Raw genomic sequence first — 12,407 nt, forward strand, 5'->3', positions numbered from 1 at the left:
CCCGCTTCCTCTCTACCGTCGGCAAAAGAAGAGGTCGAGTTTAAAAAGAAACCCGAACTCGGACTCGAATTAATCGACCGAAGTTTAAAGCGGAAGTATCGACCGAAAATTGTGGTAATCGATGCGGGGTATGGAAACAATACGCCGTTTCTCAAAGAGTTAGAAAAGAGAAACTTAAAGTATTTAGGAGGATTGGCGAAAAATCGGCAAGTGATCCGAGAGAACGAATCGGGAATCGAGGAAGAAATGAATCTCGAAAAATTAGCGAAAAGCTTGACACAGGAGAGTTTCACCCCGGTATCCCTCTCGGTTGACAAACCGAAAACCCTGTATGTGTACGTGTTTTCCGCTCGGGTAGCCGATGGAGAAGGAGAGAGAACTTTCGCCATCGTCATGAACGCGAGTTCCGCAGAAGAAGCGACGGACATCGATTATTTTATCACGAATGTCCAAGCGGAAAAAGTAACCCCGCAATGGGTAGTCGAAACGTATTTCCAAAGAAATTGGGTAGAAGTTTTCTACCGAGAGGCCAAAGGATGGCTAGGACTACGAGAATATCAAGTTCGTGATCGAGAAAGTCTTCTTCGCCATTTTATCCTGGTATTTTGTGCCTATACTTTTATTCTCTGGCATCGTTTAACCGGGGGGTTACAAAAACAATGGGCGAATAAACCTCTGAAGACGTTTACTGATGCTTTGGAAGCCTTTCGTACAGCGATGTCTTTTCGTTTCTTCACCTGGCTAACACAGAACACTAAGGTCTTCGCCTCTCACAAAGCGGCTTTGGGCTACATTTGAGCTTGAAATCTGTTTAAGTCCCAGATGTACGGGCGCGCGGGTCTGGAATTACTGAGTAAACGCTTCATTCTAGCCTGAGCGACCGCGTCGGATAATTATCGGCTTGAATAGTTGTCCCCGGATCACCAAAAGCTAGGAAGAACCCTTTTCTGTCGTTCGAGTGATACCAATTTTGAAAAAAGGAACTAGAGTCGGGAGTATCGGATATTGTAGGGGCGAGGTCTCCAAGAGCCGGTCCGTACCCACTCTTCACGGAGTTGGTATTAGGCGCTCGCGTGCCATCAATACCCTGGTAGATATCCGCAAGTATCTTCGGATTTTACAGAGGTGAACGAGCGTGAATTCTCCCTTTCTTCTCTACCCGATTCTGACCTCGATTTCTTTGGCGAGCGCGTTAAGTTTACACCTGATTCCCCGTCTGGGAGACGCGGGACGGGAATGGAGCGATCGCCTCGGCCGCGCTCCCGCTATCGATTGGGTTCTCGCCTATTTCACGCTCTTACCGCCGGTCATCGCCTTCGCGCTCGATCGATGGTCGGGAGTCGCCATCGCGCTGGCCGCCCAAATCAGCGCGCTATGGGGTTGGATTTGGTTCCATGAATTCATCCATCGCCAACGCGATCCCGGCAAAATTCATCGAACCACGGGGTGTTTAGTCGGCGCTTGGCGCAATCATCTCGCGGCGTGGATCACGGCGATTGTTATCCCGGTTTTCTGGTTCATCCGTCTTGCGGAAATTTTCGTCTATCCTTCCCTCACTTGGTTACTCGGATTTCCGAAATATACCGCGGGGGATTGGGTGAATGTATCGCGTCAGAAATTCGACGGCTTGATCGGCTACGATTTAATCTGGTGTCTCTACTGCGATTGGATGACCGGCGTATGGTCGCTCGGTTCGGAAATGCTCCGAAATGTCGAATCTTTCTGGTGTCCGATCCGTTTCTATCCGGATAAGAAATGTGCCAACTGTCAGATCGACTTTCCCGATATCGCGGGGGGATGGGTTCCGGCGAACGGGACGATAGAGGACGTGGAAAAAGTCTTGCTCCAAAAGTATAGTTCCGATGGCGATCGCTCTTGGTTCGGTCATCCCGATCGCCCCGAAAATCGAGAGATTCCCGCCGAAACAACGGGCAACGGTCACGGATCGGACGTGATTTCAGACTCCCCCCGCGAAGGATCGATCGAGCTAAAATAGGTAACGTCTAAATCTCAACGTGATTGTACAAGTTTTCGCTCTCTCCACTCCTCGCGTTTTCTTTTTTCATGCCGAATTTAATTCTTTTCTGGCATCGTCGGGATTTACGCCTCTCGGACAATCTCGGACTCGCCAAAGCTTGCCATACTACCCCCAAGGTCGTCGGGGTTTTCTGTCTCGATCGCGCGCTCCTCGAACGCGATGACATAGCCCCCGCGAGAGTCGCCTATCTCATCGGTTGTTTACAGGAATTAGAACGGAATTATCGGGAAAAGGGAAGTCAATTACTCGTTATCCACGGCGAGCCGGCGAAAGCGATCCCTCACTTAGCCGTTTCCCTACAGGCGAAAGCGGTCTTTTTCAATCTCGATGTCGAACCCTACGCGCGAGAACGGGATAAAGCCGTCACCGACGCGTTACGGGAACAATCGATCGACGTACAGACGTTCTGGGATCAACTGCTTCACGCGCCGGGGGAAGTCGTCACCCTCTCCAAAACTCCCTATACCGTTTACACCCCTTTCTGGAAAAATTGGAGTCAATTAGGGAAAGAATCCCCGACTTCCTTAGAATCTCTCCAAGGATTAGACGAAAGCGAAAGGGATCTGGCGAAAAAAGCCGGGGCGATCGAACTTCCTCCCCTAGAAAACCTCGGTTTTCGTTGGGACAATCCCCTGATTCTCTCGCCCGGAGAAAGTGCCGCCCTTACCAGATTAGAAGAATTTTGTCAAGATACAATTTATAACTACGAGGAAAACCGGAACTATCCCGCCATCGACGGTACATCACACCTGGGCGCGGCGTTAAAGTTCGGGGCGATCGGCATTCGGACGGTATGGGAAGCGTCGATCGAGGCTCTTGAAAACTGTCGATCGGAGGAAACACGAGCCGGTGTTATCTCGTGGCAACAAGAACTAGCTTGGCGGGAATTTTACCAACACTGTCTTTATTTTTTCCCGGAATTAGCCGACGGGCCTTATCGGAAAGAGTTTCGCGATTTTCCCTGGGAGGATAACGAGGAACATTTTCAAGCTTGGTGCGAGGGAAAAACCGGATATCCGATCGTTGACGCGGCGATGCGGCAGATGAACGAGACGGGATGGATGCACAACCGTTGTCGTATGATTGTCGCCAGTTTCCTCACCAAAGATTTAATTCTCAACTGGCAACGCGGCGAGAAATATTTTTACCGAACCCTCTACGATGGCGATCTCGCGGCCAATAATGGCGGTTGGCAGTGGAGCGCGTCGAGCGGTATGGACCCGAAACCGCTACGGATCTTCAATCCCGCCACGCAAGCGGCGAAATACGACCCCGAAGCGGAATATATCCGGCAATGGTTGCCCGAATTGGCTTCTCTCGACACGGAAGAGTTATTAAGTGGCAAAATTTCCCGCCTGGATAGACATCGTTGCGGTTATCCCGATCCGATCGTCGATCACAACCAACAGCAAAGAGAATTCAAAAAACGCTACCAACAGCAAAAACTAGGATAGTATAGACCTCTCGATCGATTCCTGTTCGATGCTGTAAAAATCTATAATTTTGCAATATAAACCGATATTTTCGCAATTTTCGAGGAATCTTTGCAAGACTCTTTCTCCTGCCTCCTGACTCCTGTCTCCTGAATCTCATGTTCTTCGATCTGACCGATTATCCCTATCCCTCGCGACGACGGGTAATTTTATCCCGTAATTACGCGGTCGCTACCAGTCAATCCCTCGCCACTCTCGCGGGGATCGAAATGTTTCTCGCGGGGGGAAACGCTATCGACGCGGCGATCGCGTCCGCCATTACCCTTACGGTAGTCGAACCGACCGCGAACGGTATCGGGGGGGACGCGCAGGCGATCGTCTGGGACGGAAACAAACTCCACGGTTTTAACGGATCGGGGAAAAGTCCGGCCAATCTTCCCCTAAAGGCTTTCGAGGGATTCGCGGAAATGCCCTCCCTCGGTTGGCTTTGCGTTACCGTCCCCGGCGCGGTGTCCCTCTGGCGAACCCTGTGGGAAAAATGGGGAAAATTGCCGTTCGATCGCCTATTCGCCCCCGCTATCCGTCACGCGAGCGAGGGATTTCCCGTCTCTCCCGTCACCGCGACCGCGTGGAAAACTGCCGAATCCGTCTATCTCCCCCTCGTTTCACCCGAATATCAACCGTTTAAATCAGTTTTCTTCCCGAAAGATCGATCGCCCTATCCCGGAGAAATCTGGGGCAGTATCGATCACGCGCGGACGTTAGAAGAAATCGCCCGATCCGGGGGAGAAAGTTTTTATACTGGCGACTTAGCCCGAAAAATTGTCGATTTCGCGTCTTTTACGGGAGGATATTTAAGCTTACAGGATTTAGCGAACCATCGAACCCTAGCCGTCGATCCGATTTCCACCCGCTACCGGGATCTGGAAATCTGGGAATTACCGCCGAATACGCAGGGAATCGCCGCTTTACTGGCGTTAAATATCCTCGAAGGGTTCGATATGGCGAGATTCGATCGAGATTCCCCGGAGAGTTTCCACCGGCAGATCGAGGCGATGAAATTAGCCTTCGCGGACGTGTACCCTCATGTGAGCGATCCGGACTTTATGGAAGTGGGGATCGATCGATTGCTCGATAAAACCTACGCCGGAAAACGCCGGGAATCGATCGGGGACAAGGCGATTCCCCTCGCCGAAACCGGTTTACCGAGGGGGGGAACCGTGTATCTGGCGACCGGCGATCGAGATCTGATGGTTTCCTTTATCCAATCGAATTACAGCGGATTCGGGAGCGGTATCCTCGTCCCGGAAACCGGGATCGCCCTCCATAACCGGGGAACCGGCTTCACTCTAGAAACCGGGCATCCCAACCGCGTCGCCCCGAATAAACGTCCGTTTCACACGATTATCCCCGCTTTCTTACGGTTTTCAGACGGCACGATCGGGCCGATGGGCGTGATGGGCGCGCCGATGCAACCACAGGGACACGTCCAAATGGCGGTGAATATGGCCGATTACCTTTTTAACCCTCAAACCGCCCTAGATGCCCCTAGATGGCGATTTTTACAGGGAAATAGCGTACTTTTAGAAAGGGGTGTAGCCCCTGAAGTGGTGCGGGGATTGCTCGATCGGGGTCACAATGTCGAGATCGCCGATGAATCCCAATTCGGCAAAGGTCAAATTATCCTACAACGCGACGGAATTTTGCTCGCCGCCTCCGAATCTAGATCCGATGGGCTGGCTTTGGGAGGGTAGATAAATATCGTTAAAAAAGTGTTGGTTCAAATTATTATTAAGATCTAAATTCGGTCGCGGTAGTTGCGAAAAAAATTTTTTTCATTTAAGATTAGAATATCTTCGAGACAAGTCCCGGCGGTAGCGAGTACGGGGATAGTTAAAGAGACTAGATTCTGGGATCAACTGCTGTCTGTAGCGAGTACGAGCTAGTTGTCCAAGCAGGCGCGATGCCGCTTAAGGGTCTAGGTAAAAATGTTAAAAGATTTTAAAAATGAAGAACACACCCACGGGTAAAAAGTTGTTGCCCGACACTCTGAGCGTGACAATTAAGTGGCTTTTGAGAGTGGCAATTAAGTTGCTACCGCTATATCTTTCGACGATTTCAGTGGATCGATCGACGATCGATTGCCTTCCGAGTCAGAGAAATTATCCGAATTTTCCAAGAGAGATTCGCGAATTTCCTGATCAGAGGTAGGGCAAGAATCGGGACGGCTTTCACGGCCGTCCCGATTTATTACTGATTCAACGCGTCTTTGAGGGCGGTACGGGCGGCGAGGTGGTTGCGGGTGGAGGTGAGGATTTCCGATTCGCGCTGGAGACGGGCGGCGGTATCCTGCATTTCTAGTAATAGCTGTTGCTCTCCGGCGACACCGTAGAGATTGCCAGCCACCCAGTAAGAGAGTTCTTTGGGAAGAGTGGGGAGGTCGTCGGGGAGATCGATTTTTTGGTCGGTTAATTTGGCGGATAGGTGTACCACGTCCCGGAGGAGTCCATCGACTTCTTTGGCGAGGGGTCGTAAATCTTCCGTCGGGGTAGTATCCTCGATCCATTCCACTAAACCGACGCGATAGGGTTTCTCGCGGGTGTATTCGAGAACGCGGAACCTCTGCTGACCGACGGTGAGGATTTTCATGCGATCGTCGGGTAGACGCTGGAAACGCACCATCTCGGCGCAACTGCCTACTTTCGCGATCTCTCCCGTGGCGGGATCGACCCGTACAACCCCGAAGCGACGATCCTCTTCCAGGATCGTGTTCATCATGATCCGATAGCGAAACTCGAAAATGTGGAGGGGCAGGGGACGACCGGGAAATAGAACGACATCGGGAAGGGGAAAGAGGGGAAGTTCTCTCACGGCGATGGACGAGGTTGCCATAGGTCTAGTCAAAGAAATCGGATCTTGTCACATTATAACCGTAGAAGAGATAGGGTAGAGGGAAAGGTAGACGGGATAGGCAAGAGAATTGTCTAAAATTGGAAAAACCTGGAAAAAATCGGTCATCGTTGTCTACATCGGGACAATCTCGCTCGCTCGGGTCGTGTTCATCCGTCGAAATCCCGGCGAAGCTCGATCGCTATCCCCCATGCCGATCGGACGAACTCGACCCCAGAAGAGGCCGGGTGACGATCTCCGGCGATCGATCCTCGTCTATTGTCACATCATCCTCGCCGACGTGAAAGAGCGCTAGATTTTCTTTGACGATCCCTTTTAAATAAGTTTCCCCGGCGGACTCGCCCCCGAGATCGATCGAACCGAAAATCTCCCCCGTCCGCGTGTCGAAATTGAACCGGAAATAATTCGCGTCGGATACTCCCCCGAACACGTTATCGTACCTCGCGATCTCTTTTCCCCGAGGATCGAGAAAAGAAATTTCTAACTTTTCAATAACCTTCGTTCGTCCCGCTCCTTCCTCGTGAATCAGCGCGGGAGCCGTTTTTTCATCGTATCGGAACGATCCCCGCGCCGTGTAACCGTTATTCCCCGACCAAGAAAACTCGATCGTCACCGCGAGCGCCGGAGCGATCGGGGTTATACCGATCGACAGCGACAGGAGAAGTACGATAGAAAATAAATATTTTTTAAATCTCATTACCCTAACCGGAAAGTCTCTCTTCCTATCGTTACGCGAAAACCGTTTTTTCGGGAAAATTTACCCCGTAGCTTCCTTTCTCTCACCCTTATCTCGCCTGTACCATGACTAACGCCGCCAATTTTCTCCGACAACGAGCGCTTTATCGAGGCTGGCATAATTATCAATCTAGCTGTCAGATCCTTCGATCGCAACTCGGTTTCAATCGGGTGGGTTCATCCCGTCCGGAAACCTGTATCGGTTGTTGTCACTATCACGGCCGGGCCTACGGTCAGAGTCAGCGGACGCGAGTTACCCTGATCTGCGGTTTCCATCCCTACGGGTGGACGGCCGGGGGCGGCTGTCCGGATTGGCAGGGGGAAGAATCCGTAACGGAAATCCCGAACCGCTCGCGCTAGACTGGCGATCGAGCGTTCCCGGTGAATTTTTATGGAAAATTGGTTGAATCTGGATACCCTCGTCAGTCTCCTACTCGGCATTAGTCTCAGCGCGGCCTGCGGTTTCCGGCTATTTTTACCGTTTCTCGTCGTCAGCGCGATGGCCATTTTCGGCCATATCGGCCTACCGAGCGATCTGTCCTGGTTGGGAAGCGATCGAGCGTTACTGATGCTCGGAATCGCCAGTATCGTCGAAATTATGGCTTATTACGTTCCGTTTATCGATAATCTTCTCGATCCGATCGCCCTGCCCCTCGCCACGGTCGCGGGAACGATGGTCACGGCCTTCACCCTACCGGAAATGAATTCTATCCTGCAATGGACGCTCGCGGCGATCGTCGGTGGCGGTTCTGCCGGACTGATCAAGGGAACCACCGGCCTCTCGCGACTCGGTTCGACGTTTCTCTCCGGCGGGTGGGCGAATTTCCTCCTATCCACCGCGGAATGGATCGGCGCGTCGTTACTGGCCTTCCTCGCGCTCACCCTGCCGATCGGCGCGGGAATCCTGGCGATCATCGTCCTAGGAGTGGCGATTTTCAAGTTCTGGCCGTGGGTGAGTCAACGCTTTTTCAAACTCGTCAATAATCGATAACGCGTTGCCCGTCCCGCGATTGTGTCACACTAGAAAGGAAATGAATTGACAGCAAGCCCTTGACTACCCATCAAATCCCCCCGATCGACTCGCGACACGACCGCGACGGGGAGGAACACCACCACTCCCACGGCGCGCCCCACGTTCACAGCGAGGCATCCCTACGGCAGATCGTGAACCGTCTCTCGCGGATCGAGGGACATATCCGCGGTATTAAAACGATGGTCGGGGAAAATCGCCCCTGTCCCGAAGTTTTAATTCAGATCGCGGCGGTACGGGGAGCGATCGATCGCGTGGCCAGACTTATCCTTGAAGAACACCTGAGCGAGTGTGTCGCCCGGGCCGCCAGAGAGGGCAATATCGCGACGGAAATCGAGGAATTGAAAGCGGCACTCGATCGGTTCCTGCCCTAGCCACTTGATTCTTCTAGAAACAGATAGAGAGCATTGAGGAGATTGAAAGCGGCGCTCGATCGCCTCGCGCCCTAGTCACCCTGTTTTTTTGTCCCGGCTCGTACTATCATTAAAGTTTGGCACTTTTGACGAGAGAACGGTTACAGGAGGTGAATTAGGTTTAATGACCCAAGTTGTTGTCGGTCAGAACGAGGCGATCGAGTCGGCGCTCCGTCGCTTTAAACGCCAGGTCGCGAAAGCGGGAATTTACGCGGATATCAAGAAGCATCAGTTCTTTGAAACACCCCAAGAAAAAAGAAAACGCAAAGCGGTCGCGCGCAGACGGCAAAGAACCCGTCGTCGCTAGATAATCGCGAGCGATCCCGAAATAGTGAATAGTTACGAAATATAGAGTCAACTATTCACTATTTTTGTAAGTATTCTTAAACTGTCCTCTCCCGCCTCCCGCCTCCCTTCCCCTGCCTCCTGTCTCCCCTCTCCTGCCATCATGGTCTCTCAACTGCGCGTTTACGTTCCCGAACACCCCCTCGTCAAGCACTGGCTGGCGATCGCCCGCGACGAGAACACCCCCACGGTACTGTTTAAAACCGCCATGACCGAACTCGGTCGCTGGTTAACCTACGAGGCGGCGCGTCACTGGCTTCCCACCCTCGACACGACGGTAAAAACCCCCCTCGCGGAATGTCCCGCCACTCTCGTCGATCCGCGGGTTCCGATCGCTATCGTGCCGATTCTCCGCGCCGGGTTAGCCCTTCTCGACGGCGCGCAAACTCTTTTACCCCTCTCCTCGATCTATCACCTCGGTTTAGCGAGAAACGAGGAAACTTTAGAAGCTAGTTGTTATTTAAATAAATTGCCCGAAAGCTTCGCCCCCGAAACGCGGGTGTTAATCCTCGAACCGATGTTAGCCACGGGCGGCTCGATCCTGTCCGCGTTGGGGGAAATTACCGCGCGGGGAGCCGATCCCTCGCTGATCCGCGTGATCTCGATCGTCGCCGCCCCTCCCGCCCTCCAGAAGTTAAGCGAGAAGTATCCGGCTTTGAACATCTATACCGCTATTATCGATGAAGGACTCAATAGCAAGGGGTACATCGTGCCGGGGTTAGGCGACGCGGGCGATCGGGCCTTCGGAACCTGAGCCGTCGATTCCCGGCTCGATCCCGATCGTTTTCTTGACAAGAATTACTTTTTTTGATATAGGCGTTTTAACCAGAAAAATCAGGGAGAAAAATAGAGTATGAGTCAACGGGAAGGGTTCACCAGCGGTTTTGTAGCGGGCGCGTTCTTGGGCGGATTGGTCGGGGGCGTTCTCGGCGCGGTTTTGGTCAATCGGGGACGGAAAGGACTGGATGAGTCGGAAAATCGACCGCTTTTAGAGGAGAATCACGGCGCGCGGTTAAATCCGGAGGAAAGCATGGAAATCGCCCGTCGCAATCTAGAGGATAAGATCGCTCGGTTGAATCTGGCGATCGATGACGTGCGGCAACAGTTAGGAACGGTGAACGAAAACGGGATCGATCGATAGAATCGAAGGATTTCCCCGTACTTCGGACATCGAAAAATCTTCGGAGGGGACAGGATATGACAGCGAGCGCGCGTCGATCGATGGAGACGCTATACGGGGAAGATTACGTTCTCTGGGCGGAAAAAACCGCGGAACAGTTGCGGCAAAAAGATTTCGCGAGTTTGGATCTCGAAAACTTAATCGAGGAAATCGAGAGTATGGGAAGAAGCGAGAGACAGGCTGTAGAGAGTCTGTTAACCCGACTCATCGAGCATTTATTAAAACTCGCCTACTGGGAATCGGAACGCGAACGGAATGCCCGTCATTGGATAGTAGAGATCGCCAGTTTTCGCGGTCAACTCCGCAAGAAAATAAAAACCCCCACTTTAGCAACTCACGCGAGGGATTCTTTCGGGGAGGCTTATTCGGATGCTAGACAAACCTTGATCGAGGCGCGAATAATCGGGGAAAACGAGATTCCGGTAGAACCTCCATTCTCGCTCGAACAGACACTAGACGGGAAATGGTTCCCGATACCCGTCGATCGATTCCGCGAAAATCGGGAGTAACGGCGATCGATTCTCCCTAAAGCAAGGCTTCCATGTCCGCGAGGGAGAGATCCCGTTGAATATAGCGGGGATTGGCGGGATCGTGGGGACTCAGAACCCGATCGATCCGGAGAATATTCGCCCCATCGGGGATCACGGGAATATCGGGGTCGGGGTCGGTCGGACGGGTGAGGGAACTAGAGAAGCCTTTAAAAACGACCACCTCATCCTCTTCGCCGTCGAGATCGATCGTCACCAGTAAAACCTCTTTCGGATTCCGCAGGGTATATTGTTCGAGTCGTTTCGCGATGGTCATTAGACCTCCTGCAAAAGTGAGAATTGCCAGTAGAATTTGACTTAAAATTACGATTTTAAGAATATTTGGAGAAAAGCCCCCGTTTTGAGATTGTTAATAACTCTTTACTTCTCCTTTCTCTTCCTGACTCCTGACTCCTGCCCCAATAAGAGATTGGTGATTTTCGCGAGAGGTCTATTGTTGCAGGGCCGAGCGACCTTGTTTGCCGAGACGGATAAAGAGGAAATAGGCGAGATAGAGAACGTAAAACGCCAGACCGACCAACCCGAAAAAGCCTAAAACATTGCTAGTAGCCTCGGTATGGAAAATCTGGCGGAATTGCCACGGAGCTTCTTGCCATACCTGACAGTAACCGGTATTTAATAACTCTCCCTGTATGGCGCAGGAAAGGAAGGGAAGGGTGGCGATCGCCCCGAGGGGACAGTACACCGTCATCGCCCAACGCCAGGCGGTCGTTAGGAACTTAAAGGGACTCGGCGGTAAATCGCGGATCTCGTCGTTGAGATCGACCCAAAACCAGAGGGCGATCGGGATGAGAACTTTCACGAGAAAAACGGTCGCGAAAGCGATCGGCCAGGAGGCGATCATCAAGTACACCGTGATCAACCAGAGACTCGCTACCCGCCAATAAATAATCAATAGTCTCTGTATCGATTCAATTTTGGTAAAAAAAGACCATATAACTAAAATAAAAGGGACAATAAGGGCGAATACTAAGGCTAGTCGGTAATCCATCCAGACTAGGGGACGAAACCAAAGCTCGGTCATAATTTCAGGGAAAATAAATACGATTAACAGAGAGCGCGGGAGTTAGGAGTCGTAGGGGAGGGTTTAGCCGACCGATCGGTGAGAAACGCGATCTTAACAATAAAACCCGCCCGTACAGGAGTCAGGAGATCCTCCACTTGTTCAAAGTTATCATTAATTGGCTACCGGCCTTGGCGTGGCCCGTACCGAAAAGCTAACGGGGGGAGGTTATCGGCTTTTTTCCCCGATAAAAACGGGGGGCGATCCGGCCTGATAACCGGATCGCCCTCGGAAAACGGATTTAGAGCGAGAGACAGTGAACGGGAATCGTCGATCGATTAGTCTTCGTAGACGCGGCACTCGGCGGCATCGGGATTCGCGTCACAGTATTCTTGGAAGTAGGTTTTTTGGGGATGATCTTGACGTTGGTGAGCGGCTTCGGCCTGTAGTTCTTCCACCGCGTCCCAAGCGGCGGCGCATTCCCCAGAGGTTGCCCCTTCGGTGTTACAAACGGTTCTCGCGTTGGCGAGTTCTTCTTGAATTTTGTCTTGGATATTACTCATGATTCCTCTGGAATGATCTATCTGGTTACACGGTAAAGATTATACCGTCGCGTCCCGAAACTATGGGGACGGGTTTCGATCGATCGATCGCCGGTCCCGAGTTCTACCTCGATTTTAGCGTGACCTCGCCGGGATTTCACGGGAGGGTTCCCGGACAAAGGCCCCCGAAGAGTGGGGAGATGGGGAAATTTTTCGCCTTAAAGGGGAAG

Annotated in this window: 17 protein-coding genes; 11 read left to right on the forward strand and 6 right to left on the reverse strand. The window is 52.1% G+C overall.

All coding sequences use genetic code 11. From position 1 onward, the window contains the following. From V0288_RS20800 to V0288_RS20815, 4 genes are all read left to right on the forward strand, one after another. A partial coding sequence (locus tag V0288_RS20800; RefSeq protein ID WP_332867093.1) for an IS701 family transposase occupies positions 1–798 on the forward strand: 798 nt, incomplete at its 5' end. Positions 799–1,135: 337 nt separating this feature from the next. Beyond that, on the forward strand, positions 1,136–1,996 hold the full coding sequence (locus tag V0288_RS20805; protein WP_332867094.1) for a hypothetical protein: 861 nt from the start codon (positions 1,136–1,138) through the stop codon (positions 1,994–1,996). A gap of 68 nt (positions 1,997–2,064) precedes the next feature. After that, a complete protein-coding gene (locus V0288_RS20810; protein ID WP_332867095.1) occupies positions 2,065–3,492 on the forward strand; it encodes an FAD-binding domain-containing protein in 1,428 nt (475 codons plus the stop codon). 137 nt (positions 3,493–3,629) lie between these two features. Next, complete coding sequence (locus tag V0288_RS20815; protein WP_332867096.1) at positions 3,630–5,225, forward strand: gamma-glutamyltransferase family protein; 1,596 nt, start codon at positions 3,630–3,632, stop codon at positions 5,223–5,225. Between the two features lie 496 nt (positions 5,226–5,721). Here V0288_RS20815 and V0288_RS20820 read toward each other — a convergent pair whose 3' ends face one another. Further along, positions 5,722–6,363, reverse strand: a complete 642-nt coding sequence (locus tag V0288_RS20820; RefSeq protein WP_332867097.1) for an LON peptidase substrate-binding domain-containing protein — start codon at positions 6,361–6,363, stop codon at positions 5,722–5,724. Positions 6,364–6,562: 199 nt separating this feature from the next. Further along, positions 6,563–7,078, reverse strand: a complete 516-nt coding sequence (locus V0288_RS20825) for a hypothetical protein (RefSeq protein ID WP_332867098.1) — start codon at positions 7,076–7,078, stop codon at positions 6,563–6,565. Between the two features lie 104 nt (positions 7,079–7,182). On the opposite strand from V0288_RS20825, the gene V0288_RS20830 reads away from it, so the two are divergent. From V0288_RS20830 to V0288_RS20860, 7 genes are all read left to right on the forward strand, one after another. Further along, a complete protein-coding gene (locus tag V0288_RS20830; protein ID WP_332867099.1) occupies positions 7,183–7,476 on the forward strand; it encodes a hypothetical protein in 294 nt (97 codons plus the stop codon). 31 nt (positions 7,477–7,507) lie between these two features. After that, a complete protein-coding gene (locus tag V0288_RS20835) occupies positions 7,508–8,107 on the forward strand; it encodes a DUF4126 domain-containing protein (protein WP_332867100.1) in 600 nt (199 codons plus the stop codon). 83 nt (positions 8,108–8,190) lie between these two features. After that, on the forward strand, positions 8,191–8,520 hold the full coding sequence (locus tag V0288_RS20840) for a metal-sensing transcriptional repressor (protein ID WP_422662040.1): 330 nt from the start codon (positions 8,191–8,193) through the stop codon (positions 8,518–8,520). A 163-nt stretch (positions 8,521–8,683) separates the two neighbouring features. Beyond that, the gene (gene rpsU / locus V0288_RS20845) at positions 8,684–8,866 is read left to right on the forward strand and encodes a 30S ribosomal protein S21 (RefSeq protein ID WP_002738938.1); all 183 of its coding nucleotides are present in this window, start codon (positions 8,684–8,686) and stop codon (positions 8,864–8,866) included. A gap of 141 nt (positions 8,867–9,007) precedes the next feature. Further along, the gene (gene upp, locus V0288_RS20850) at positions 9,008–9,658 is read left to right on the forward strand and encodes a uracil phosphoribosyltransferase (protein ID WP_332867102.1); all 651 of its coding nucleotides are present in this window, start codon (positions 9,008–9,010) and stop codon (positions 9,656–9,658) included. 99 nt (positions 9,659–9,757) lie between these two features. After that, complete coding sequence (locus V0288_RS20855; RefSeq protein WP_332867103.1) at positions 9,758–10,045, forward strand: ssl2009 family thylakoid membrane protein; 288 nt, start codon at positions 9,758–9,760, stop codon at positions 10,043–10,045. Between the two features lie 56 nt (positions 10,046–10,101). After that, positions 10,102–10,593 (forward strand): DUF29 domain-containing protein, encoded by a 492-nt coding sequence (locus V0288_RS20860; RefSeq protein WP_332867104.1) that lies wholly within the window; start codon positions 10,102–10,104, stop codon positions 10,591–10,593. 16 nt (positions 10,594–10,609) lie between these two features. Here the strand turns inward: V0288_RS20860 and V0288_RS20865 are convergent, their stop codons facing one another. From V0288_RS20865 to V0288_RS20880, 4 genes are all read right to left on the reverse strand, one after another. Beyond that, complete coding sequence (locus V0288_RS20865; protein WP_332867105.1) at positions 10,610–10,888, reverse strand: DUF7734 family protein; 279 nt, start codon at positions 10,886–10,888, stop codon at positions 10,610–10,612. 174 nt (positions 10,889–11,062) lie between these two features. After that, complete coding sequence (locus tag V0288_RS20870; RefSeq protein WP_332867106.1) at positions 11,063–11,656, reverse strand: DUF3177 family protein; 594 nt, start codon at positions 11,654–11,656, stop codon at positions 11,063–11,065. A gap of 317 nt (positions 11,657–11,973) precedes the next feature. Beyond that, positions 11,974–12,198: a Calvin cycle protein CP12 gene (locus V0288_RS20875; RefSeq protein ID WP_332867107.1), complete on the reverse strand. Its 225-nt coding sequence runs from the start codon at positions 12,196–12,198 to the stop codon at positions 11,974–11,976. A 17-nt stretch (positions 12,199–12,215) separates the two neighbouring features. Next, positions 12,216–12,338 carry a hypothetical protein gene (locus V0288_RS20880; RefSeq protein WP_332867108.1) on the reverse strand — a complete coding sequence of 41 codons (123 nt, stop codon included), beginning with the start codon at positions 12,336–12,338 and terminating at the stop codon, positions 12,216–12,218. Positions 12,339–12,407: the final 69 nt, after the last annotated feature.

Source organism: Pannus brasiliensis CCIBt3594, from assembly GCF_036688125.1.
Lineage (GTDB): Bacteria > Cyanobacteriota > Cyanobacteriia > Cyanobacteriales > Microcystaceae > Pannus > Pannus brasiliensis.

What these genes read in the sequence shown, in the direction of transcription:
- V0288_RS20875 (WP_332867107.1), bottom strand. Translation starts at nt 12,198, where the DNA reads ATGAGTAATATCCAAGACAAAATTCAAGAAGAACTCGCCAACGCGAGA.
- V0288_RS20830 (WP_332867099.1), top strand. Translation starts at nt 7,183, where the DNA reads ATGACTAACGCCGCCAATTTTCTCCGACAACGAGCGCTTTATCGAGGC.
- upp (WP_332867102.1), top strand. Translation starts at nt 9,008, where the DNA reads ATGGTCTCTCAACTGCGCGTTTACGTTCCCGAACACCCCCTCGTCAAG.
- V0288_RS20820 (WP_332867097.1), bottom strand. Translation starts at nt 6,363, where the DNA reads ATGGCAACCTCGTCCATCGCCGTGAGAGAACTTCCCCTCTTTCCCCTT.
- V0288_RS20870 (WP_332867106.1), bottom strand. Translation starts at nt 11,656, where the DNA reads ATGACCGAGCTTTGGTTTCGTCCCCTAGTCTGGATGGATTACCGACTA.
- V0288_RS20815 (WP_332867096.1), top strand. Translation starts at nt 3,630, where the DNA reads ATGTTCTTCGATCTGACCGATTATCCCTATCCCTCGCGACGACGGGTA.
- V0288_RS20825 (WP_332867098.1), bottom strand. Translation starts at nt 7,078, where the DNA reads ATGAGATTTAAAAAATATTTATTTTCTATCGTACTTCTCCTGTCGCTG.
- V0288_RS20865 (WP_332867105.1), bottom strand. Translation starts at nt 10,888, where the DNA reads ATGACCATCGCGAAACGACTCGAACAATATACCCTGCGGAATCCGAAA.
- V0288_RS20810 (WP_332867095.1), top strand. Translation starts at nt 2,065, where the DNA reads ATGCCGAATTTAATTCTTTTCTGGCATCGTCGGGATTTACGCCTCTCG.
- V0288_RS20860 (WP_332867104.1), top strand. Translation starts at nt 10,102, where the DNA reads ATGACAGCGAGCGCGCGTCGATCGATGGAGACGCTATACGGGGAAGAT.
- V0288_RS20835 (WP_332867100.1), top strand. Translation starts at nt 7,508, where the DNA reads ATGGAAAATTGGTTGAATCTGGATACCCTCGTCAGTCTCCTACTCGGC.
- V0288_RS20855 (WP_332867103.1), top strand. Translation starts at nt 9,758, where the DNA reads ATGAGTCAACGGGAAGGGTTCACCAGCGGTTTTGTAGCGGGCGCGTTC.
- rpsU (WP_002738938.1), top strand. Translation starts at nt 8,684, where the DNA reads ATGACCCAAGTTGTTGTCGGTCAGAACGAGGCGATCGAGTCGGCGCTC.